Source organism: Reyranella humidisoli, from assembly GCF_019039055.1.
Taxonomy (GTDB): Bacteria; Pseudomonadota; Alphaproteobacteria; order Reyranellales; family Reyranellaceae; genus Reyranella; species Reyranella humidisoli.
The window spans coordinates 430,828-451,541 of sequence record NZ_JAHOPB010000003.1 but is presented as its reverse complement, the minus strand read 5'-3'; the positions used below and the strand labels follow the sequence as shown (position 1 = coordinate 451,541).

The window sequence follows — 20,714 nt, the reverse complement described above, 5'->3', positions numbered from 1 at the left end:
AACAAAAGAAGGGCCCGCAACAGCGGGCCCTTCCATGATCCGAAAGATCGGAGAAGATCAGATGGAGTAGTACATCTTGTACTCAATCGGGGCCGGCTGGTGTTCCCAGTTGTAGACCTCTTCCCACTTGAGTTCCATGTAGGCGTCGATCTGGTCGTCGGTGAACACGCCGCCCTTGGTGAGGAACGAGCGGTCGGCGTCGAGGGCGTTGAGGGCCTCGCGCAGCGAGCCGGCGACGGTCGGGACCTTCGACAGTTCTTCCGGCGGCAGGTCGTACAGGTTCTTATCCATCGGGTCGCCCGGATGGATCTTGTTGTTGATGCCGTCGATGCCGGCCATCAGCATCGCCGCGAAGGCGAGGTACGGGTTGGCCGACGGGTCCGGGAAGCGGACCTCGACGCGCTTGCCCTTCGGCGAAGCCGAGTAGGGGATACGGCACGAGGCCGAGCGGTTGCGCGACGAGTAGGCCAGGAGCACCGGCGCCTCGAAGCCCGGGATGACGCGCTTGTAGGAGTTGGTGCTGGCGTTGGTGAAGGCGTTCAGCGCCTTGGCGTGCTTGATGATGCCGCCGATGTAGTACAGCGCCGTCTCCGACAGGTCGGCGTAGCCCGACCCGGCGAACAGCGGCTTGCCGTCCTTCCAGATCGACTGATGGCAGTGCATGCCCGAGCCGTTGTCGCCGTACAGGGGCTTCGGCATGAAGGTCAGCGACTTGCCGTAGCTGTGGGCGACGTTGTGCAGCGAGTACTTGTACTTCTGCACGTTGTCGGCGGTCTTGACGAGCGTGTCGAACTTGAAGCCGAGCTCGTTCTGGGCCGGAGCCACCTCGTGATGGTGGATTTCCATGGTGAGGCCCATGTCGGTGCAGACCGTCATCATCTCGGCGCGCAGGTCATTGTGCGTGTCGACCGGCTGGACCGGGAAGTAGCCGCCCTTGACGCCCGGACGATGGGCCAGGTTGCCGCCTTCGACGGCAACGCCGGAGTTCCACGGCGATTCGTTCGAGGAGATGCTGTAGAAGCTGCCCTGCATCTGGACGTCGAAGCGGACGTCGTCGAACACGAAGAACTCGAGTTCGGGGCCGAACACGGCGGTGTCGCCGATGCCGGACGACTTCATGAACGCTTCGGCGCGCTTGGCCGTCGAGCGCGGGCAGCGGGCGTAGAGCTGGCCGGTCGAGGGCTCGACGACGTCGCAGCTGATGATCAGCGTGGTCTGGGCCGAGAAGGGGTCGAGCACGGCGGTCGACGGATCCGGCATCAGGATCATGTCGGACTCGTTGATGGCCTTCCAGCCGGCGATCGAGGAACCGTCGAACATCACGCCGTCCTCGAAGGTACCTTCGTCGGTGGCGGACGCCATGCGGGCCGTGTGCTGCCACTTGCCGCGAGGATCGGTGAAGCGGAAGTCAACGAACTTGACGTCCTTTTCCTTGATCATCGCCAGAACCTGTTTGGCATCCATTGTCGGTCGTCCCTCTACTTGTGGTTTACTGCTTCAGCCCCCAAAGGCCGGGTCCTCATACGGCGGCGTCACCACGCTCACCAGTACGAATTCGGATCGCGTCGTCGATGCTCGACACGAAAATCTTGCCGTCGCCGATGCGACCGGTATGCGCCGAACTGCGGATCGCCTCGACGGCCTTCTCGACCATCTCGTCCTCGATGACGAGCTCGAGCTTCACCTTCGGCAGGAAGTCGACGACATACTCGGCGCCGCGATACAGTTCGGTATGGCCTTTCTGCCGGCCGAAGCCCTTGGCTTCGAGAACCGTGATGCCCTTGAGGCCGATCTGATTGAGGGCGTCCTTCACCTCATCGAGCTTGAAGGGCTTGATGATCGCTTCGATCTTCTTCATGTGGCTAAAGACACTCCGCACGCAGGCACCGGGCCCTCCCGGTCGGGATAGCCCGTATGCCACACGAGGAAGCATAAACCATGCCAAGATTTTCCACAGGCCGATGCGGGAAATCCGGCGACAGTCTGTCTGTTTAGAAGGCGAAACGCCCAATTTATCGGCAGAAAATTGGTCAATTGGAAGGCAGCAGAGAATCCCCAATGAAACCCGCAAACTCGACCATGTCCGCACTCGGGACCACGGTATTTGAAGTCATGTCGGCGCTCGCGCGCGAGCACAAGTCCGTCAACCTCGGCCAGGGCTTCCCCGACGACAAGGGACCCGAGGAGGTGCGGGCGGCGGCGGCGGAGTACCTGCTGACCGGGCACAACCAGTACCCGCCCATGATGGGCATTCCCGAATTGCGCCAGGCCGTTGCGGATCATGCGAAGCGGTTCCAGGGGCTCGACATCGACTGGCAGACCGAAGTCCTGGTCACGTCGGGCGCGACCGAGGCGCTCGGCGACTGCCTGTTCGGCCTGATCGAGCCGGGCGACGAGGTCGTACTCATCGAACCGCTCTACGATTCCTACCTGCCCATGGTGCGACGGGCAGGGGGCGTGCCGAAGCTGGTGCGGCTGGAGCCGCCACACTGGCGGCTGCCCCGGGAGGAACTGGCCGCCGCCTTCGGGCCGAAGACCAAGCTGATCCTGTTCAACACGCCAATGAATCCCTGCTCGAAGGTCTTCGACGAGGAGGAACTGTCCTTCATCGCCGGGCTCTGCCTGAAGCACGACGTCTATGCGATCTGCGACGAGGTTTACGAGCACATCATCTTCGACGACCGGCGCCACATCTCGCTGATGACGCTGCCGGGCATGCGCGATCGCACGGTACGCATCGGCTCAGCCGGCAAAAGCTTCAGCCTGACAGGCTGGAAGGTGGGCTACATCACGGCGGCGCCGGAACTGATGAAACCGATCGCCAAGACCCATCAGTTCATGACCTTCACCACGCCGCCCAATCTGCAATGGGGTGCGGCGACGGGCTTGCGCCTGAACGACGGCTATTTCGCCACCCTGGCCGCCGACATGCAGCGCAAACGCGACCGGCTGGCCACCGCCCTCGCGGAGATCGGGTTCGACGTGCTGCCCGCGCACGGGACGTACTTCGTCACCACCGACTTCAGGCCGCTGGGCTTCAACGGGACCGACGAGGATTTCTGCCGCCACATCACCGTTAAAGCCGGCGTGACCGCCGTGCCGGTGAGCGCCTTCTATCAATCCGATGAAGCGCCGCGCTACTTCGCCCGGTTCTGTTTCTGCAAGGACGACAGCACGCTCGACAGTGCGATCGAGCGTTTGAGGGCACATTTTTGCAGTTAACCCCCTAGTATTTGCATTGCAGGAACCCTAATCTGCAATTGGTTCGCTTTTGCTCGGCAAGAGTGTGTCGATGTCACAGAGTTTTCGCATTTTACATGCTTGAATATGTCCCCGCCTGCTTGATCGGCATGTTGGCCGAGTCGGGTTTCCAGCCGCGATGAGCCCGTCCGAGGGCACATCCTTCGGATCGGGCACGCCCAAGCCTGTCCGTATCGATGGGCGTCGCCTGCGGAGCGAGCGTACCAGGCAGCTCATCATCGAGGCCTATCTGGCGCTGATTCGCGAAAATCCATCGACACCCATGCCGACAGCGCAGGAGATCGCGGCGCGCGCAGGCTATTCCGTCCGATCGGTTTTCGAGCGGTTTCCCGATCTGCATACGCTGCGCGTGGCGGCGGCCGATTACGGGCTCGCTCATGCGGCGGCCCTGGCGCCGGCCCGTGACGTCGATGGCGATCGCGCAACCCGCATCAGGTCGCAGGTGGAGACCCGCGCCGGCACATGCGAACGCGGTGTCGCACTTTGGAGAGCGCTCACCTACAATTTCGACGAGAACGATGCGCTCACGGTGCGAATCAAGGTCGCCCGGGAACGCACGATCGACCGCATGCGTCTGATGTACGGGCGTGAACTGTCGGTCCTGACGGACTTGGAACAACGCAACCTTCTCATCGCCCTGGAAGCGATGACCGACATCGAGAGCTGGGCCCGCATGCGCGACACTTACGGTCTTTCGTACGCCGAGAGTTGTGCCGTGTGGATCCGTGCGATCGACCGGATGCTGCCATCGACTCCCCCAGACACCAATTCCGGAACGGGCTGAACCTTGTCTGCAATGTCCACGATGAAGTCTGCCAAGATCGACGGTCGCCGCCTGCGCAGCGAGCGCACCAAGCAACTCATCATCGAAGCCTATATCGCGCTGGCCGAGGAAATGTCGCCGCGGGTGCCGACGGCCGCCGAGATCGCCGAACGAGCCGGCTATTCCGTCCGCTCGATCTTCGAGCGATTTCCAGACATCCGCGCCCTCCAGGTGGCCGCGATCGATTATTCGCTGGCGCAGATCTCCGCCCTGGGGCCACCGCGGGGCGCCGACGGCGACCGCACGACCCGGATTGCCTTCCATGTGCGGACGCGAGGGGCAACATGCGAGCAATGGCTGCCCCTTTGGCGCTCGTTGATCGTCAACCAGGGCGATTCGCCTGAAATCAAGGCACGCATACGGATGGCCCGCGACCGCGTAACGTCGCGGATGGAGATGATGTTCGCACCGGAACTTGCCTTGCTGCCGTTGGAGGAGCAGCAGCAGATGCTGATTGCACTCGAGGCGCTGACCGACGTCGAGAGCTGGGCGCGCATGCGCGAGTTCTTTGGACTGTCCTTCGATGAGGCCTGTCTCGTATGGATCCAGACCATTGGACGGCTATTGCCGAAGGACCCATGCGCGGTGGCGTGACGGCGCGGGGCGGGGCCGAGGCCGCCGCACCCTCCGGGCAGGAGCGTGCCGACGGCCGCCGGCTGCGCAGTGCGCGAACCCGCCAGTTGATCATCGAAGCCTATCTGTCGCTCTTGCGCGAAAGCCCGCAGATTCCCACCGCCGTGGCGATTGCCCAGCGCGCCGGCTACTCGGTGCGATCGATTTTCGAACGGTTCCCCGACCTTCATGCCCTGCGCGTCGCGGTGACCGACGATGCCATGATGCGCGTCTCGGCTCAGGTTGCCAGCGAGCGGATGGTCGGAAACCGCGAGTCCAGGGTGCGCCTGCACGTCCAGACGCGGGGCCGGGTGTGCGACGAGTGGCTGCCGCTGTGGCGTGCCCTCAACGCCAACCAGGGCGATTCGCCCGATCTCAAGAACCGGATCCGGCTGATCCGCGAGCTGGTCATCCGACGGCTCGAGGAAGTCTATGCGCCGGAGCTCTCGACCCTGAAGGAACGGGAGCGGCGCCAGACCGTGCTCGCGCTCGAGGCCTTGGTCGATTTCGAAAGCTGGGCGCGCCTGCGCGGGCATTTTGCGATGTCTTTCGAGGAGGCCTGCGACGTCTGGATCCGGGCCATCGACCGGCTGCTGCCGGAAACGCCGCCTGTTTCTTGACGCTCTCGCCGCCGGAGCGTAGGAAGGCGCCGCTTCGTCGGGAGCGATCCACGATGGCGGCCGTAGCTCAGTTGGTTAGAGCGCCAGATTGTGATTCTGGATGTCGCCGGTTCAAATCCGGTCGGCCGCCCCAATCGCCCACGTTGCAAGTCTCCCATGCCTGACTTTCGCGACCTTCTTCCCCGGGACGAACTCGCTCTCCTGACCTGCGCACAGATGGCGCGGGCCGATGCCTTCGCCGTCCAAAGCGGTGTGCCGGGGCGCGAGCTCATGGAAAGGGCGGGAAGGGCGGTGGCCGTCGCGGCCATGCAGCGTCATGCGCGCCGTCCCGTCCTCGTTCTCTGCGGACCGGGCAACAACGGTGGCGACGGGTTTGTCGCCGCGCGTCACCTGCGGGCGGCAGGCTGGCCCGTGCGCCTCGTTCTCTTCGGGCAGAGAGAGTCGCTCAGGGGAGATGCGGCTTGGGCCGCCGGCACGTGGCAGGGCGCGATCGACGCCTGGTCGAGCGCCCGGCTCGACGATGCGCCGCTGGTCGTCGACGCCATTTTCGGCGCCGGACTCAGCCGACCGCTCGACGGTGAAATCGCCGCGGCCATCGACCTGGTGACCGATCGGCGGCTGCCCGTCGTCGCGGTGGACGTGCCGACCGGCCTGCATGGCGACACCGGGGAAATCATGGGCCGGGCCTTCGAGGCGGAAGCGACCGTATCGTTCTTTCGCGCCAAGCCCGGCCATTACTCCGTCGAGGGATTGCGCCGCTGCGGCCGCCTGAGCATCGTGGATATCGGTGTCCCGGCGCAGGCCGTGGCCGCGATCGATCCGCGCGCCTGGCTGAACGCGCCGGCCCTGTGGACACATCTGCTGCGGCGGAACGACATTGCCGACCATAAGTACGCGCGCGGCCATCTCACGATCCTGGCCGGTGCCCACGCCACGGGGGCAGCGCGTCTCGCGGCCCTGGCCGGCCGGCGCATCGGCGCAGGGTTGGTCACTATCGCGTCCTTGCGCGCGACGCTGGCGGTTTTCCAGGCGGCCGAGCCGGGCAATCTCGTGGCCGAGGCCGATGACGGCGCCATGTTCGCGCATCTGCTCGCCGACGAGCGACGCAATGCCCTCCTGATCGGTCCCGGATCGGGCGTCGTGGATCGCACGCGGGACGCGGTGCTTGCTGCGCTGGCGGCACGGCGACAGGTCGTCCTCGATGCCGATGCCATCACCGTCTTCGCCGCGGATCCCGCGCTGCTGTTCCGCAGCATCTCGGGGCCGACGTTGCTCACGCCGCATGAGGGCGAGTTCCGCAGGCTCTTTCCCGATCTCGGTGGAATGAGCGACAAGCTCGGGCGGGTGAGGCGCGCGGCGGCGCGCAGCGGTGCGACGATCCTGCTGAAGGGGCCCGATACGGTGATCGCCACGCCCGACGGCCGCGCGATCGTGAACACGCATGCATCGCCCGCGTTGGCCACCGCGGGCTCCGGCGACGTGCTCGCCGGATTGATCGGCGGGTTGCTGGCGCAGGGGCTCACTCCCTTCGCGGCAGCGGCTGCGGCCGCGTGGCTGCATGGCGAATGTGCGCACCTGTTCGGTCGCCCGGGACTGATCGCCGAGGATTTGCCGGCGCTCCTGCCGCATGCTCTGCAGTCGTTGTCGTCCTTTAATTGACCGTTCCGCGGGGTCGGGCTAAGAGGCCCGCGATTCGGCCTTCGCGGCACGCCCCGATGGCTCAGGACGTCGTTTGGGCAGGCTTCGGGCGGGCGTGGTGGAATTGGTAGACACGCGAGATTTAGGTTCTCGTGCCGCAAGGCGTGGGGGTTCAAGTCCCTCCGCCCGCACCAGGAAATGGAAGTGAGACAATGCAAGTTACGGAACTCTCGGCCGAAGGCCTGAAGCACCAGTTCAAGATCGTCGTCCCCGTCGGCGACCTCACGGCGAAGATCGACGAGCGCCTCGCCGAAATGGCCAAGACCGCGGCGCTGCCGGGCTTCCGCCCGGGCAAGGTGCCGGTGGGCCTGCTCAAGAAGCAGTACGGCCAGGCGCTGTTCGGCGAAGCCGTCGAGGCGGCCGTCAACACCAGCACCGCAAAGGCGATCGAGGATCGCGGCCTGAGGCCCGCGCTGCAGCCGCGCGTCGACCTGAAGCAGCTCGAAGAGGGCAAGGACGTCGAGTTCGAGGTCGTGGTTGAAGTGCTGCCGGAGATCGGCAAGCTCGACTTCTCGGGCATCGAGCTCGAGCGTCTCAAGGCCGAAGTGCCTGAGAAGGACATCGACGAGGCGCTGGAGCGCATCGGCAAGGCCAACCGCGAGCAGAAGCCCGTCGATCCGCCGCGTCCGGCGCAGAAGGGCGATGCCATCAAGGTCGACTTCATCGGCTCGGTCGACGGCGTGGAGTTCCCCGGCGGCGCGGCGCAGGACTATGTGCTGGAGCTGGGGTCGGGCTCGTTCATTCCGGGCTTCGAGGACCAGCTGATCGGCGCCGAGGTCGACAAGCCGGTCGACGTGAAGGTGACCTTCCCGGCCGAGTACGGCGCGCCCGAACTCGCCGGCAAGGATGCCGTCTTCAAGTGCACGATCAAGGAAGTGCTGGAATTCGTCGACAAGCCGGTCGACGACGAGCTTGCGAAGAAGAACAACTTCGAGAACCTCGAAGCCATGCGCAAGGCGGTGGGCGAGCGGATCGGCCAGGATTACACGCAGATTTCGCGCGGGATGATCAAGCGTCAGCTCCTCGACAAGCTGGCCGACACCCAGAAGTTTGCCGTGCCGGACGGGCTCGTCGAGGGCGAGTTCAACGCCATCTGGCAGCGCATCGAAGAAGCGAAGAAGAACGGCCAGAAGGTCGAGGACGACGAAGAGAAGATGCGCAAGGAGTATCGCGACATCGCCGAGCGCCGCGTCCGCCTCGGCCTGTTGCTGGCCGATGTCGGCCGCTCCAACAACATCGACGTCACGCCGGAGGAACTCAACCAGGCGGTCATGCGCGAAGCCATGCGCTACCAGGGCCAGGAACGCCAGGTGCTCGAGTTCTACAGCAAGAACGCCGAGATGAAGGACCAGCTCCGGGCGCCGATCTTCGAAGAGAAGACGGTCGACTTTATCCTGGAACTGGCCAAGGTCACCGAGAAGTCGGTTACCCCGGAGGAACTGCTCAAGGTCGCCCGTGAGGCCGAGCAGGAAGAAGAGGGCGCGGAAAAGGCGGCGGGCTGATCTTGAGCCGGTGGCCTTGAACAGGACCACCGGCACTGCCACTTTCTGAAGCAACGTTACTCAAGGGGGCCACCGCGATGATTCGCGACCGCGATCCGCTGGAAGTTCATAACAACTACTACGTCCCGATGGTGGTCGAGCAATCGGCGCGCGGCGAACGCGGCTACGACATCTGGTCGAGGCTGCTGAAGGAACGGATCGTCTTCCTCAACGGTCCGGTCGAGGATCACGTGGCGGGCGTGATCTGCGCCCAGCTGCTTTATCTCGAAGCCGAGAACCCGACGAAGGACATCTCGTTCTACATCAACTCGCCCGGTGGCGTGGTGACGTCCGGCATGGCGATCTACGACACCATGCGTTACATCCGGCCACACATCTCGACGCTGGTCTATGGTCAGGCCGCGTCGATGGGCTCGCTGCTGCTGACGGCGGGCGAGAAGGGCAAGCGCTTCGCGCTCCCGAACGCCCGGATCATGATCCACCAGCCGTCGGGCGGCGCCCAGGGCCAGGCAACGGACATCGAGATCCACGCGCGGGAAATCCTCGCGACCCGTTCGCGGCTGAACCAGATGTACGTCGAACATACCGGCAAGCCGATCGAGGTGATCGAGCAGGCCATGGAGCGCGACAAGTTCTTCGCGCCCCAGGAAGCCAAGGAATTCGGCCTTATCGACGATGTGCTCGAGAAGCGGCCGACCCCGACCATCATCCAGGCTGCTGCCTCCTAGGCGGCAAAAGCGACCAATTGTTTCCTGTTCGCACGGCGGCACACCATATTTTGATGTTGTCGCCGTCCGGGCGGCACGTTTAACATAGGCTTGTGTGCGGGCCCGCAGGTCGTAGGGCCCCCCAAGCGGAGGTGCGTTACAGACATGCCAGCCGCCAAGTCCGGGGGTGATTCCCGCAACACCCTGTATTGCAGCTTCTGCGGCAAGAGCCAGCATGAAGTCCGCAAGCTCATTGCCGGTCCGACCGTATTCATCTGCGATGAATGCGTCGAACTCTGCATGGACATCATCAGGGAAGAGAGCAAGACCACCCTGGTCAAATCCAAGGACGGGGTGCCGTCTCCCAAGGAGATTCGCCAGATCCTCGATGACTACGTCATCGGCCAGGACCGGGCGAAGCGCATCCTCGCCGTCGCCGTGCACAACCACTACAAGCGGTTGAGCCATGGCGGGAAGGCCAACGAAGTCGAGATCGCCAAGTCCAACATCATGCTGATCGGCCCCACGGGCTGCGGCAAGACCCTGCTGGCCCAGACGCTGGCCCGCATGCTGGACGTGCCGTTCACGATGGCCGACGCCACGACGCTGACCGAAGCCGGTTACGTCGGCGAGGACGTCGAGAACATCATCCTCAAGCTGCTGCAGGCTGCCGACTACAACGTCGAGCGTGCCCAGCGCGGCATCGTCTACATCGACGAGGTCGACAAGATCAGCCGCAAGTCCGACAACCCCTCGATCACGCGCGACGTATCGGGTGAGGGGGTGCAGCAGGCGCTGTTGAAGATCATGGAAGGCACCGTCGCCTCCGTGCCGCCGCAGGGTGGGCGCAAGCATCCGCAGCAGGAGTTCCTGCAGGTCGACACGACGAACATCCTGTTCATCTGCGGTGGCGCCTTCGCGGGCCTCGACAAGATCATCTCGATGCGCCGCCAGGGCACGTCGATCGGCTTTGGCGCTGAAGTGCGCGGGCCCGAGGATCGCCGTACCGGCGAAATCCTCAAGGACCTCGAGCCCGAGGACCTGCTGCGCTACGGGCTGATCCCCGAGTTCGTCGGCCGCCTGCCGGTCGTCGCCACGCTCGACGATCTCGACGAGGTCGCGCTGATCGAGATCCTGACGCGCCCGAAGAACGCGCTGCTCAAGCAGTACCAGCGTCTCTTCGACATGGAGAACGTGAAGCTCAAGTTCTCCGACGATGCCCTGCGCGCGGTCTCCCAGAAGGCAATCCAGCGCAAGACCGGCGCCCGCGGGCTTCGGTCCATCATGGAGACCGTCCTGCTGGACACCATGTACGACCTGCCGTCGCTCGACGGGGTCGAGGAAGTGGTGATCAACCGGGAAGTCATCGAGGGTCGCGCCCAGCCGCTGTACGTGCATGGTGAGCGCAAAGAAGGCGTTGCCGCTGCGCCGGCCTGAGTTTTGCTGCGTCGGCGACAACCGTCGCCGGCGGTCTTCCCGACGGGCCTTGAACAACCCTCTGTTCAGGCCAATCTCTGACATCGAGTGCGCGCGTTCGCGTGCCGAGGATCGCCCGCAGGGGATCGCCGGCCCCGGCGCGGGTAGCTCTAACAGCGTACGTTGCGAGGCATCATGAACGCCCCCACTCAAGGAACCGTCTACCCCGTCCTGCCGCTGCGCGACATCGTCGTGTTCCCCGGCATGATCGTTCCCCTCTTCGTCGGCCGTGAAAAGAGCGTGAAGGCCCTCGAAGAGGTCATGAAGGACGACAAGCAGATCCTGCTGATCGCCCAGAAGAACGCCAGCCAGGACGATCCCGGCCCCGATGACATCTACACGATCGGAACGCTCGGCACGGTGCTGCAGCTCCTGAAGCTTCCCGACGACACCGTGAAGGTGCTGGTCGAGGGCGGCCGCCGCGTGAAGATCACCGCCTACAACGACCGTCCGGACTTCTTCGAGGCGCAGGCCGTCGACATGGAAGAGTCGACCGGCGACGGCGCCGAGATTCAGGCGGCTGCGCGCACCGTGGTCTCGGAATTCGAGAACTACGTGAAGCTGAACAAGAAGGTGCCGCCGGAAGTCGTGGTCTCGATCAACAAGATCGAGGACCCCGCCAAGCTCGCCGACACGATCTCCGCGCATCTCGCCCTCAAGGTCGCCGAGAAGCAGCAGCTGCTCGAACTCGACTCGGTGTCGAAGCGGCTGGAGCGGATACTCGGCCTGATGGAAGGCGAGATCGGCGTCCTGCAGGTCGAGAAGAAGATCCGCAATCGCGTGAAGCGTCAGATGGAGAAGACGCAGCGCGAGTACTATCTCAACGAGCAGATGAAGGCGATCCAGAAGGAGCTTGGCGAGACCGAGGACGGTCGCGACGAGATTTCCGAGCTGGAGAAGCGCATCAAGAAGACTCGCCTCAGCAAGGAGGCGAAGGAGAAGGCCAACGCCGAGCTGAAGAAGCTCCGGACGATGAGCCCGATGTCGGCCGAGGCGACGGTGGTGCGCAACTACCTCGACTGGCTGCTGTCGATTCCGTGGCGCAAGCCCACGAAGATCATCAAGGACCTGAAGTACGCCGAGGACATTCTCAACGCCGATCATCACGGCCTCGAGAAGGTCAAGGAACGCATCCTCGAGTATCTCGCGGTCCAGCAGCGCGTCGACAAGATGAAGGGCCCGATCCTGTGCCTGGTCGGCCCGCCGGGCGTCGGCAAGACATCGCTCGGCAAGTCGATCGCCAAGGCCACGGGGCGCAACTTCGTGCGCATGTCGCTGGGCGGCGTGCGCGACGAGGCCGAGATCAGGGGCCATCGCCGGACCTATATCGGTTCGCTGCCGGGTAAGGTCATCCAGTCGATGAAGAAGGCGAAGTCCTCGAACCCGCTGTTCCTGCTCGACGAGATCGACAAGCTCGGCGCGGATTTCCGCGGCGACCCGTCTTCGGCGCTGCTCGAGGTCCTCGACCCCGAGCAGAACACGACGTTCAACGACCACTATCTCGAAATCGACTACGACCTGTCGAACGTGATGTTCATCACCACGGCCAACTCGCTGCGCATGGCGCAGCCGCTGCTGGACCGCATGGAGATCATCCGTCTCGCCGGTTACACCGAGGACGAGAAGGTCGCGATCACGCGCAAGCACCTGATCCCCAAGCAGGTCGAGGCGAACGGCCTCAAGGCCAACGAGATCGAGATCCACGACGACGCGGTGCGCGACCTCGTGCGCTACTACACGCGCGAGGCGGGCGTCCGTAACCTGGAACGCGAGATCGCCAACCTGGCCCGCAAGGCCACCAAGGAAATCCTCATGAAGGGGGCATCCAAGGTGAAGATCGGCCGCAAGAACCTGGACAAGTATGCCGGCGTCCGGCGCTTCCGCTTCGGCGAGGCCGAGCTCGAGGATCTGGTCGGCATCACGACGGGGCTGGCGTGGACCGAGGTCGGCGGCGAGTTGCTGCAGATCGAGGCCGTGCTGGTTCCGGGACGGGGCCGCATGTCGGTCACCGGCAAGCTTGGCGACGTGATGCAGGAATCGGTGCAGGCGGCAAACGCCTATGTCCGGTCGCGTGCCCACGTGTTCGGCATCAAGTCGAGCATCTTCGAGAAGCGCGACATCCACATCCACGTGCCCGAGGGCGCGACGCCGAAGGACGGTCCGTCCGCCGGCGTGGGAATGGTCACCTCGATCGTGTCGGCGCTGACCGGTATTCCGGTGCGCAAGGAAGTGGCGATGACCGGCGAGATCAGCCTGCGCGGGCGGGTCATGCCGATCGGCGGTCTCAAGGAGAAGCTCCTGGCGGCGCTGCGCGGCGGTCTCAAGACCGTGCTCATCCCCAAGGAGAACGAGCGCGACCTGCCGGAGATTCCGGACAACGTGAAGAAGGGCCTGGAGATCGTTCCGGTTTCGACCGTGGACGAAGTGCTCGCGCGGGCACTGGTGAAGCCGGTGGTCGCCATCGAATGGGTGAACGACCTTGATGCCGTGACGCCAAAGCCGGCGGAAAGCGTGGAGCCGGCCCGGGCGCACTAGACGCGTTCGGGAAAACCAAAAGGCGAAGCCCCGGAGCGATCCGGGGCTTCGTCATTTTTACGCAACGGGTGCGGTCGATCATCGGCCAAACCTACAAAATGTGGTACTCCGGCGTTGACGCCGTTTTCCGGCCGCCCTTACACTTGAGGGCTGCCGGACCACCCAGAGGCTCGCCCGTGAACAAGCACGATCTGATTGCCGCCGTCGCCGCTTCGACGAACCTGTCCAAAGTCGATGCTGCAAATGCCGTCGATTCGATCCTCACGGTGATTACCAAGTCGCTGAAGAAGAAGGAAAAGGTCCTCCTGGTCGGCTTCGGCACGTTTCAGGTGACCAAGCGCAAGGCAGGCGAGGGGCGTAACCCCCAGACTGGCGAGAAGATCAAGATTCCGGCGGCCATCGTGCCGCGTTTCAAGGCCAGCAAGACCCTGAAGGATGCGATCAACTAGGCATTTTTCTCCTCGCTGTGCTACCACCCTCGGCGGGCGATTAGCTCAGCGGTAGAGCATTCCCTTTACACGGGAGCGGTCGGCGGTTCGATCCCGTCATCGCCCACCAGCCCCAGTTTCGCTGGTCGTCACGTCTTGGACGGAACACGTTGAAATATCGGGCATTTGTGCATCTTTTCGCGGGTGCAACATGCTTGACACTCCAAAGGCGCTCCTATATCTCTCCGCGCGCCGTTTGGGGCTGAGAAAGCGGGCGTAGTTCAGTTGGTTAGAATGCCGGCCTGTCACGCCGGAGGTCGCGGGTTCGAGTCCCGTCGCTCGCGCCAGCCCAAACACTGGCAGCCCATAAAAACAGGGCGCAAGGGGTGGCGATGGAAGCTCTTCTGCGGGAATACCTGCCAATCCTGATCTTCCTCGGACTAGCCTTCGGGCTGGTCTGCGCCATGCTCGGCGGGTCGTACCTGATCGCCCGCCAGAATCCGAACTCCGAGAAACTGTCGCCCTTCGAGTGCGGCTTCGCGCCGTTCGACGACGCGCGCGGACAGTTCGACGTGCGCTTCTATCTGGTGGCGATCCTCTTCATCATTTTCGACCTCGAAGTCGCGTTCCTGTTTCCGTGGGCCGTGGCGCTGGGCGACATCGGCCTCTTTGGTTTCTGGTCGATGATGCTCTTCCTCGGCGTGCTGACGGTGGGCTTCATCTACGAATGGCGTAAGGGAGCCCTGGAATGGGAGTGATCACTCCGGCCAAGCCCGGCACGGCCGCCGAGGCGGCGCTGTCGCGGGCCCTCAATGACGAACTGGCCGACAAGGGCTTCGTCGTGGCCCAGCTCGACAAGCTGGTGAACTGGGCGCGTACCGGTTCGATGTGGGGCCTGACCTTCGGTCTGGCCTGCTGCGGCGTTGAGATGATCCACTGCTGGATGAGCCGCTACGATCTCGACCGTTTCGGCTTCGCGCCGATGCCGAGCCCGCGCGCTGCCGACGTGATGATCGTGGCCGGCACGTTGACCAACAAGATGGCGCCGGCGCTGCGCAAGGTCTACGACCAGATGGCCGAGCCGCGCTACGTGATCTCGATGGGCTCCTGCGCCAACGGTGGCGGCTACTATCACTACAGCTACTCCGTCGTGCGCGGCTGCGATCGCATCGTGCCGGTCGACGTCTATGTGCCGGGCTGCCCGCCGACCGCCGAGGCGCTGCTCTACGGCGTTCTGCAGCTGCAGAAGAAAGTCCGCCGCACGGGCACGCTGGTGCGCTGATGAGCGAGGCCCTCAAGGAACTGGCAGCCCATATCGCGCAGGCGCAGGCGGGCGTGGCGTCGAAGACGGAAGTGCGCCTCGGCGAGCTGATGCTCGAGACGACGCCGGATAAGGTGCTGGCGCTCCTGACCTTTCTGCGCGACGACCCGAAGTGCCTGTTCAAGCAGCTCATCGACATCTGCGGTGTCGACTGGCCCGAGCGCGAGAAGCGCTTCGACGTCGTCTACAATCTGCTCAGCCTGAAACTAAATCAGCGCATCCGCCTGAAGGTCGCGACCGACGAGACGACGCCGGTGCCGTCGGCCGCGCCGGTGTTCAGCTCGGCCGGCTGGTTCGAGCGCGAGACCTACGACCTCTACGGCGTCTGGTTCTCCGATCATCCCGACCTTCGCCGAATCCTGACGGACTACGGTTTCGAAGGGCACCCGCTGCGCAAGGACTTCCCGTTGACCGGCTTCGTCGAGCTGCGCTGGGACGACGTGCAGAAGCGCGTGGTCTACGAACCGGTCAAGCTCGCCCAGGAATTCCGCCGCTTCGACTTCCTCAGCCCGTGGGAAGGTGCGCCGCAGATCCTGCCGGGTGACGAGAAGGCCCAGGAAAAGGCCGCCGAACCGGCGAAGGCGAACTGACATGTCCGACGTCGAGATCAAGACCCTGACGATGAACTTCGGGCCGCAGCATCCCGCGGCCCACGGCGTGCTGCGCCTCGTCGTCGAGATGGACGGCGAGATCGTCGAGCGCTGCGATCCGCACATCGGGCTGCTGCATCGCGGCACCGAGAAGCTGATCGAGTACAAGAGCTACCTGCAGGCGGTGCCTTACTTCGACCGGCTCGACTACGTGTCGCCGATGAACCAGGAGCATGCCTACGCGCTCGCCGTCGAGAAGCTGCTGGGCATCGAGGCGCCGGAGCGGGGACAGTACATCCGCGTGCTGTTCTCCGAGATCACCCGCATCCTGAACCATCTGCTGAATGTCACGACCTTCGCGATGGACGTCGGTGCGCTGACGCCGCCGCTCTGGGGCTTCGAGCAGCGCGAGCTGCTGATGGAATACTATGAGCAGGTGAGCGGCTCGCGCATGCACGCGGCCTATTTCCGGCCGGGCGGCGTTCACCAGGACCTTCCGGATGGCATGCTCGATTCCATGGATGGATGGATCAAGCAGTTCTATCCGTTCATGAAGGACATCGAAAACCTGCTGAACGACAACCGCATCTTCCGTCAGCGCACGGTCGACATCGGCGTCGTCTCGGCGGAGCAGGCACTCGACTGGGGGTTCTCGGGCCCGCTGATCCGCGCCTCGGGCCTGCCGTGGGACCTGCGCAAGTCGCAGCCCTACGATGTCTACGAACGCATGGATTTCGACATCCCGGTCGGCAAGACCGGTGACTGCTACGCACGCTATCTGGTGCGCATCGAAGAGATGTACCAGAGCGTCCGCATCATGGAGCAGTGCGTAAAGGCGCTGCGTACGGTGGGCGGTGCGGTGCGCGTCGATGATCGCAAGATCTCGCCGCCGCGCCGGGGCGAGATGAAGGGTTCGATGGAAGCGCTGATCCACCACTTCAAGCTCTACACCGAGGGCTACAAGGTGCCGGCGGGCGAGACCTACACGGCGGTCGAGGCCCCCAAGGGCGAGTTCGGCGTCTATCTCGTGTCCGACGGAACCAACAAGCCGTACCGTTGCAAGATCCGCGCTCCCGGGTTCCCGCACCTGCAGGCGCTCGACATGATGACCAAGGGCCACCAGCTCGCCGACATGTCGGCGAACATCGGTTCGCTCGACATCGTGTTCGGCGAGATCGACCGCTAGGAGACGAAGCGATGGCGATGATCACCGCCGACCCCAAGGACGTCCCTCAGGTCGCGCACTTTTCCTTCACGCCCGAGTACATGGCGAAGGTCGAGGAGCAGATTGCCCACTATCCGCCAGGTCGCCAGGCCAGCGCCGTGATTGCGGTGCTCGACCTCGCGCAGCGTCAGCAGGGCTGGCTGCCGCGCGCGGCGATGAACGAGGTGGCGCGCATCCTCGATATGGCGCCGATCCGCGTCTACGAGGTCGCGACGTTCTATACGATGTTCCAGCTGCGGCCGAAGGGTAAGTACCTGCTGCAGGTCTGCACCACGACGCCGTGCTGGCTGCGCGGCTCGGATGCGGTGATGAAGGCCTGCCAGCATGCCGCGGACGGCGAGACGTTCAGCGTGCAGGAGGTCGAGTGCCTCGGCGGCTGCGTGAACGCGCCGGTCGTGCAGATCAACGACGATTTCTACGAGGATCTCGACGAGGCCTCGATCAACAAAGTGCTCGATGCGTTCCGCCGCGGCGAAACGCCGAAGCCCGGACCGCAGGTGGACCGCCAGACGTCGGCGCCCGAGGGCGGCCCGACAACGCTGAAGGGCGAGTAGGACGATGCTCGGCGACAAGGACCGCATCTTCACCAATCTGTATGGCGTCCATGACTGGCGACTGGCCGGTGCGCGCGCCCGCGGCGCCTGGGACAACACCAAGGCAATCCTCGACAAGGGCGTCGACTGGATCATCGACGAGATGAAGAAATCCGGCCTGCGCGGCCGTGGCGGCGCCGGCTTCCCGACCGGCATGAAGTGGTCCTTCATGCCGAAGGAAGTAAAGGATCGGCCGCACTATCTCGTCGTGAACGCCGACGAGTCCGAGCCGGGCACCTGCAAGGATCGCGACATCATGCGTCACGATCCGCACCTGCTGATCGAAGGCTGCCTGGTCGCCGGCTTCGCGATGCGCGCCAACGCCGGCTACATCTACGTGCGCGGCGAGTTCTACAACGAGGCGCAGCACCTGATCGCCGCCGTCAAGGAGGCCTACGACGCCGGCCTGCTCGGCAAGAACGCCTGCGGATCGGGCTGGGACTTCGACCTCTACGTCCATCGCGGCGCCGGTGCCTATATCTGCGGCGAGGAGACCGCGCTGCTGGAGAGCCTCGAGGGCAAGAAGGGCATGCCGCGGCTGAAGCCGCCGTTCCCGGCCGGCGCCGGCCTCTATGGCTGCCCGACCACGGTGAACAACGTCGAATCGATCGCTGTCGCGCCGACCATCCTGCGCCGCGGCGCGGCCTGGTTCGCGGGCATCGGCCGTCCGAACAACACCGGCACCAAGCTCTTCTGCATCTCCGGCCACGTGAACAAGCCGTGCAACGTGGAAGAGGAGATGGGCATTCCCCTCCGCGAGCTGATCGACCGTCATTGCGGCGGTGTGCGCGGCGGCTGGGACAATCTTCTGGCCGTGATTCCGGGCGGCGCCTCGGTGCCGCTTCTGCCGAAGTCGATCTGCGACAACCAGTTGATGGATTTCGACTCGCTGCGCGACCAGCGCTCGGGCCTCGGCACCGCGGCGGTCATCGTCATGGACAAGTCGACCGACGTCGTGAAGGCGATCGCCCGGCTCAGCTACTTCTACAAGCACGAGAGCTGCGGCCAGTGCACGCCGTGCCGCGAGGGCACCGGCTGGATGTGGCGCGTGATGGAACGCATGGTGACGGGCAACGCGCGGATCGAGGAGATCGACGCGCTCGAGGACGTGACCAAGCAGGTGGAAGGCCACACGATCTGCGCGCTGGGCGACGCGGCCGCCTGGCCGATCCAGGGCCTGATCCGGCATTTCCGCCCCGAGATGGAGCGTCGCATCCGCGCGCGCACCGAAAAACTGGCGGCCGAGTAGGGCGGGGAGCAGTCAATGCCCAAGGTCAAGATCGACGGCGTCGAACTGGAAGTGCCGGCCGGCATCACGGTCCTGCAGGCCTGTGAACTGGCGGGCGTCGAGATCCCGCGTTTCTGCTACCACGACCGCCTGTCCATCGCCGGCAACTGCCGCATGTGCCTGGTCGAGGTGAAGCCCGGTCCGCCCAAGCCGCAGGCGAGCTGCGCGCTGCCGGTTGCCGACAAGCAGGAAATCTTCACCCAGACGCCGACCGTGCAGAAGGCACGCAAGGGCGTGATGGAATTCCTGCTGATCAACCATCCGCTCGATTGTCCGATCTGCGACCAGGGCGGCGAGTGCGATCTGCAGGATCAGGCGATGGCCTACGGTTTCGACCGCAGCCGCTATCACGAGAACAAGCGCGCGGTGCCCGACAAGGAGCTGGGCCCGCTGGTCAAGACTTCGATGAACCGCTGCATCCATTGCACGCGCTGCATCCGCTTCGCGACCGAGGTCGCGGGTGTCGAGCAGCTCGGCGCCACCGGGCGCGGCGAGAGCATGGAAGTCACGACCTATGTCGAGCAGGCGCTGTCCACGGAACTGGCCGGCAACCTTGTGGATCTCTGCCCCGTCGGCGCGCTGACCTCCAAGCCCTACGCTTTCGAGGCGCGCCCCTGGGAGCTCACCAAGACCGAGTCGGTCGACGTACTGGACGCGCTGGGCGCCAACATCCGCGTCGATACGCGCGGCGCGCAGGTCATGCGGATTCTGCCGCGCCTGAACGATGACGTGAACGAGGAGTGGATCTCCGACAAGACGCGCCACGCGCTCGACGGCTTGCGTCACCAACGTCTCGACCGCCCCTATGTCCGCAAGGGCAACAAGCTCGTCGAGGCGACCTGGGACGAGGCGTTCGGCGCCATCGCCGCGAAGCTGAATGGCATGGACGGCGCCAGGATCGCTGCCATTGCCGGCGACCAGTGCGACGCCGAATCGATGGTGGCGCTCAAGGACCTGATGACGGCGCTGGGCTCGCCGAACGTCGACTGCCGCCAGGACGGCGCGAAGCTGGACGGCCCTCGCGGCAGCTACATCTTCAATCCGGGCGTCCGCGGCATCGACCAGGCCGATGCCATCCTGCTGATCGGCACCAACCCGCGCACCGAATCGCCGGTGCTGAACGCGCGCATCCGCAAGCGCTACGTCCACGGCAACGTCGCCATCGCCAGCATCGGCCCGGCCGAGGACCTGACTTACCCGGTCGCGCGTCTCGGCGCCGGCCCCGCGACCTTGCGCGAACTGGTCGACGGCAAGCTCGACTTCTTCCAGAAGCTGCAGGGCGCGAAGCACCCGCTGATCATCGTCGGCATGGGCGCGCTGGCGCGCGAGGACGGCGGCGCCGTCCTGGCGATGGCTCGCGAACTCGCCGAGAAGCTGAACGCGGTGCGCGAGGACTGGAACGGCTTTGCCGTGTTGCACACGGCGGCGGCCCGCGTCGGCGGCCTCGACCTCGGCCTGGTGCCGGGCGAGGGTGGCCGCGACGTCGCCGGCATCCTCGAAGGCTGCCAGAAGAAAGAGATCGACGCGGTCTTCCTGCTGGCCGCCGACGAGATCGACACGACGAAGCTCGGCAAGGCCTTCGTGATCTACCAGGGCCATCATGGCGATGCCGGCGCCCATCGTGCCGACGTGATCCTGCCGGGCGCGGCCTATACCGAGAAGCCCGGCATCTACGTGAACACGGAGGGCCGCGTTCAGGTCGGCCGCCGCGCCGGCTATCCGCCGGGCGATGCCCGCGAGGACTGGGCGATCCTGCGCGCCCTGTCGGAGCGGCTGGGCAAGACGCTGCCGTACGACACGCTGCATCAGGTCCGTTCGCGCCTCGTAGCCGTAAACAAGGTCTTCGCCGCCATCGACCAGCAGGCGCCGGCGACGTGGGGTTCGTTCGGCAAGCCTGGCGCCGCCACCGATGCGCCGTTCAAGTCGGCGGTGCCGAACTTCTACATGACCTGCCCGATCAGCCGCGCGTCCCGGACCATGGCCGACTGCATGGCCTCGCGGTCGCATCTCATGGCGGCGGAGTAGGGGCATGTAC

General features: G+C 64.8%; 19 protein-coding genes and 4 tRNA genes. 21 read left to right on the top strand and 2 right to left on the bottom strand.

Annotation, left to right across the window (positions count from 1 at the left end; genetic code table 11):
• Window positions 1-57: 57 nt before the first annotated feature.
• Together glnA and KQ910_RS25625 are read right to left on the bottom strand one after the other, a co-directional pair.
• A complete protein-coding gene (gene glnA, locus KQ910_RS25630; protein ID WP_216966654.1) occupies window positions 58-1,464 on the bottom strand; it encodes a type I glutamate--ammonia ligase in 1,407 nt (468 codons plus the stop codon).
• Window positions 1,465-1,519: 55 nt separating this feature from the next.
• The gene (locus tag KQ910_RS25625) at window positions 1,520-1,858 is read right to left on the bottom strand and encodes a P-II family nitrogen regulator (protein WP_068191833.1); all 339 of its coding nucleotides are present in this window, start codon (window positions 1,856-1,858) and stop codon (window positions 1,520-1,522) included.
• A gap of 200 nt (window positions 1,859-2,058) precedes the next feature.
• Here KQ910_RS25625 and KQ910_RS25620 point away from each other — a divergent pair, with 200 nt between their 5' ends.
• The 21 genes from KQ910_RS25620 to nuoG all read left to right on the top strand — a co-directional run bounded on the left by KQ910_RS25620 (window position 2,059) and on the right by nuoG (window position 20,704).
• Complete coding sequence (locus tag KQ910_RS25620; RefSeq protein ID WP_216966652.1) at window positions 2,059-3,222, top strand: aminotransferase; 1,164 nt, start codon at window positions 2,059-2,061, stop codon at window positions 3,220-3,222.
• Window positions 3,223-3,379: 157 nt separating this feature from the next.
• A complete protein-coding gene (locus KQ910_RS25615) occupies window positions 3,380-4,045 on the top strand; it encodes a TetR/AcrR family transcriptional regulator (protein ID WP_216966650.1) in 666 nt (221 codons plus the stop codon).
• A gap of 12 nt (window positions 4,046-4,057) precedes the next feature.
• On the top strand, window positions 4,058-4,678 hold the full coding sequence (locus tag KQ910_RS25610) for a TetR/AcrR family transcriptional regulator (RefSeq protein WP_216966648.1): 621 nt from the start codon (window positions 4,058-4,060) through the stop codon (window positions 4,676-4,678).
• The gene (locus KQ910_RS25605) at window positions 4,663-5,316 is read left to right on the top strand and encodes a TetR/AcrR family transcriptional regulator (RefSeq protein ID WP_216966646.1); all 654 of its coding nucleotides are present in this window, start codon (window positions 4,663-4,665) and stop codon (window positions 5,314-5,316) included. The genes KQ910_RS25610 and KQ910_RS25605 overlap by 16 nt, the downstream gene beginning before the upstream one ends.
• A gap of 56 nt (window positions 5,317-5,372) precedes the next feature.
• Window positions 5,373-5,449: transfer RNA gene (locus tag KQ910_RS25600), tRNA-His, on the top strand.
• 23 nt (window positions 5,450-5,472) lie between these two features.
• Window positions 5,473-6,975, top strand: coding sequence for an NAD(P)H-hydrate dehydratase (locus KQ910_RS25595; protein WP_229600974.1), 1,503 nt, complete (start codon window positions 5,473-5,475; stop codon window positions 6,973-6,975).
• A gap of 88 nt (window positions 6,976-7,063) precedes the next feature.
• Window positions 7,064-7,148: transfer RNA gene (locus KQ910_RS25590), tRNA-Leu, on the top strand.
• Window positions 7,149-7,166: 18 nt separating this feature from the next.
• Window positions 7,167-8,516: a trigger factor gene (gene tig, locus KQ910_RS25585; RefSeq protein ID WP_216966642.1), complete on the top strand. Its 1,350-nt coding sequence runs from the start codon at window positions 7,167-7,169 to the stop codon at window positions 8,514-8,516.
• 77 nt (window positions 8,517-8,593) lie between these two features.
• Window positions 8,594-9,244 carry an ATP-dependent Clp protease proteolytic subunit gene (locus KQ910_RS25580; RefSeq protein WP_216966640.1) on the top strand — a complete coding sequence of 217 codons (651 nt, stop codon included), beginning with the start codon at window positions 8,594-8,596 and terminating at the stop codon, window positions 9,242-9,244.
• 144 nt (window positions 9,245-9,388) lie between these two features.
• The gene (gene clpX, locus KQ910_RS25575; protein ID WP_068198887.1) at window positions 9,389-10,660 is read left to right on the top strand and encodes an ATP-dependent Clp protease ATP-binding subunit ClpX; all 1,272 of its coding nucleotides are present in this window, start codon (window positions 9,389-9,391) and stop codon (window positions 10,658-10,660) included.
• A gap of 174 nt (window positions 10,661-10,834) precedes the next feature.
• Window positions 10,835-13,234: an endopeptidase La gene (gene lon / locus KQ910_RS25570; RefSeq protein ID WP_216966638.1), complete on the top strand. Its 2,400-nt coding sequence runs from the start codon at window positions 10,835-10,837 to the stop codon at window positions 13,232-13,234.
• A 176-nt stretch (window positions 13,235-13,410) separates the two neighbouring features.
• On the top strand, window positions 13,411-13,683 hold the full coding sequence (locus KQ910_RS25565) for an HU family DNA-binding protein (protein WP_216966636.1): 273 nt from the start codon (window positions 13,411-13,413) through the stop codon (window positions 13,681-13,683).
• Between the two features lie 34 nt (window positions 13,684-13,717).
• Window positions 13,718-13,792: transfer RNA gene (locus KQ910_RS25560), tRNA-Val, on the top strand.
• Between the two features lie 140 nt (window positions 13,793-13,932).
• Window positions 13,933-14,009 (top strand) — tRNA-Asp (locus tag KQ910_RS25555).
• A gap of 45 nt (window positions 14,010-14,054) precedes the next feature.
• Window positions 14,055-14,420 carry an NADH-quinone oxidoreductase subunit A gene (locus tag KQ910_RS25550; RefSeq protein WP_068198877.1) on the top strand — a complete coding sequence of 122 codons (366 nt, stop codon included), beginning with the start codon at window positions 14,055-14,057 and terminating at the stop codon, window positions 14,418-14,420.
• Window positions 14,411-14,944, top strand: a complete 534-nt coding sequence (locus KQ910_RS25545; RefSeq protein ID WP_068198875.1) for a NuoB/complex I 20 kDa subunit family protein — start codon at window positions 14,411-14,413, stop codon at window positions 14,942-14,944. Before KQ910_RS25550 ends, KQ910_RS25545 begins: the two co-directional genes overlap by 10 nt.
• Window positions 14,944-15,573 carry an NADH-quinone oxidoreductase subunit C gene (locus KQ910_RS25540; RefSeq protein ID WP_216966635.1) on the top strand — a complete coding sequence of 210 codons (630 nt, stop codon included), beginning with the start codon at window positions 14,944-14,946 and terminating at the stop codon, window positions 15,571-15,573. The genes KQ910_RS25545 and KQ910_RS25540 overlap by 1 nt, the downstream gene beginning before the upstream one ends.
• A 1-nt stretch (window position 15,574) precedes the next feature.
• Window positions 15,575-16,759 carry an NADH-quinone oxidoreductase subunit D gene (locus tag KQ910_RS25535; RefSeq protein ID WP_216966633.1) on the top strand — a complete coding sequence of 395 codons (1,185 nt, stop codon included), beginning with the start codon at window positions 15,575-15,577 and terminating at the stop codon, window positions 16,757-16,759.
• An 11-nt stretch (window positions 16,760-16,770) separates the two neighbouring features.
• Window positions 16,771-17,352 (top strand): complex I 24 kDa subunit family protein, encoded by a 582-nt coding sequence (locus KQ910_RS25530; RefSeq protein WP_216966631.1) that lies wholly within the window; start codon window positions 16,771-16,773, stop codon window positions 17,350-17,352.
• A 4-nt stretch (window positions 17,353-17,356) separates the two neighbouring features.
• Entirely contained in the window at window positions 17,357-18,640 is a 1,284-nt protein-coding gene (gene nuoF, locus KQ910_RS25525; protein WP_216966629.1) for an NADH-quinone oxidoreductase subunit NuoF, read from the top strand.
• Window positions 18,641-18,655: 15 nt separating this feature from the next.
• Window positions 18,656-20,704 (top strand): NADH-quinone oxidoreductase subunit NuoG, encoded by a 2,049-nt coding sequence (nuoG, locus tag KQ910_RS25520; RefSeq protein WP_216966627.1) that lies wholly within the window; start codon window positions 18,656-18,658, stop codon window positions 20,702-20,704.
• The last annotated feature ends 10 nt before the right edge of the window (window positions 20,705-20,714 follow it).

Excerpts from the sequence above, each read along its gene's own strand:
- glnA (WP_216966654.1), bottom strand. The coding sequence starts at position 1,464 with ATGGATGCCAAACAGGTTCTGGCGATGATCAAGGAAAAGGACGTCAAG.
- nuoF (WP_216966629.1), top strand. The coding sequence starts at position 17,357 with ATGCTCGGCGACAAGGACCGCATCTTCACCAATCTGTATGGCGTCCAT.
- lon (WP_216966638.1), top strand. The coding sequence starts at position 10,835 with ATGAACGCCCCCACTCAAGGAACCGTCTACCCCGTCCTGCCGCTGCGC.
- KQ910_RS25610 (WP_216966648.1), top strand. The coding sequence starts at position 4,058 with ATGTCCACGATGAAGTCTGCCAAGATCGACGGTCGCCGCCTGCGCAGC.
- KQ910_RS25545 (WP_068198875.1), top strand. The coding sequence starts at position 14,411 with ATGGGAGTGATCACTCCGGCCAAGCCCGGCACGGCCGCCGAGGCGGCG.
- KQ910_RS25625 (WP_068191833.1), bottom strand. The coding sequence starts at position 1,858 with ATGAAGAAGATCGAAGCGATCATCAAGCCCTTCAAGCTCGATGAGGTG.
- KQ910_RS25530 (WP_216966631.1), top strand. The coding sequence starts at position 16,771 with ATGGCGATGATCACCGCCGACCCCAAGGACGTCCCTCAGGTCGCGCAC.
- clpX (WP_068198887.1), top strand. The coding sequence starts at position 9,389 with ATGCCAGCCGCCAAGTCCGGGGGTGATTCCCGCAACACCCTGTATTGC.
- KQ910_RS25540 (WP_216966635.1), top strand. The coding sequence starts at position 14,944 with ATGAGCGAGGCCCTCAAGGAACTGGCAGCCCATATCGCGCAGGCGCAG.
- tig (WP_216966642.1), top strand. The coding sequence starts at position 7,167 with ATGCAAGTTACGGAACTCTCGGCCGAAGGCCTGAAGCACCAGTTCAAG.
- KQ910_RS25580 (WP_216966640.1), top strand. The coding sequence starts at position 8,594 with ATGATTCGCGACCGCGATCCGCTGGAAGTTCATAACAACTACTACGTC.
- nuoG (WP_216966627.1), top strand. The coding sequence starts at position 18,656 with ATGCCCAAGGTCAAGATCGACGGCGTCGAACTGGAAGTGCCGGCCGGC.
- KQ910_RS25615 (WP_216966650.1), top strand. The coding sequence starts at position 3,380 with ATGAGCCCGTCCGAGGGCACATCCTTCGGATCGGGCACGCCCAAGCCT.
- KQ910_RS25535 (WP_216966633.1), top strand. The coding sequence starts at position 15,575 with ATGTCCGACGTCGAGATCAAGACCCTGACGATGAACTTCGGGCCGCAG.
- KQ910_RS25620 (WP_216966652.1), top strand. The coding sequence starts at position 2,059 with ATGAAACCCGCAAACTCGACCATGTCCGCACTCGGGACCACGGTATTT.
- KQ910_RS25550 (WP_068198877.1), top strand. The coding sequence starts at position 14,055 with ATGGAAGCTCTTCTGCGGGAATACCTGCCAATCCTGATCTTCCTCGGA.
- KQ910_RS25595 (WP_229600974.1), top strand. The coding sequence starts at position 5,473 with ATGCCTGACTTTCGCGACCTTCTTCCCCGGGACGAACTCGCTCTCCTG.
- KQ910_RS25605 (WP_216966646.1), top strand. The coding sequence starts at position 4,663 with ATGCGCGGTGGCGTGACGGCGCGGGGCGGGGCCGAGGCCGCCGCACCC.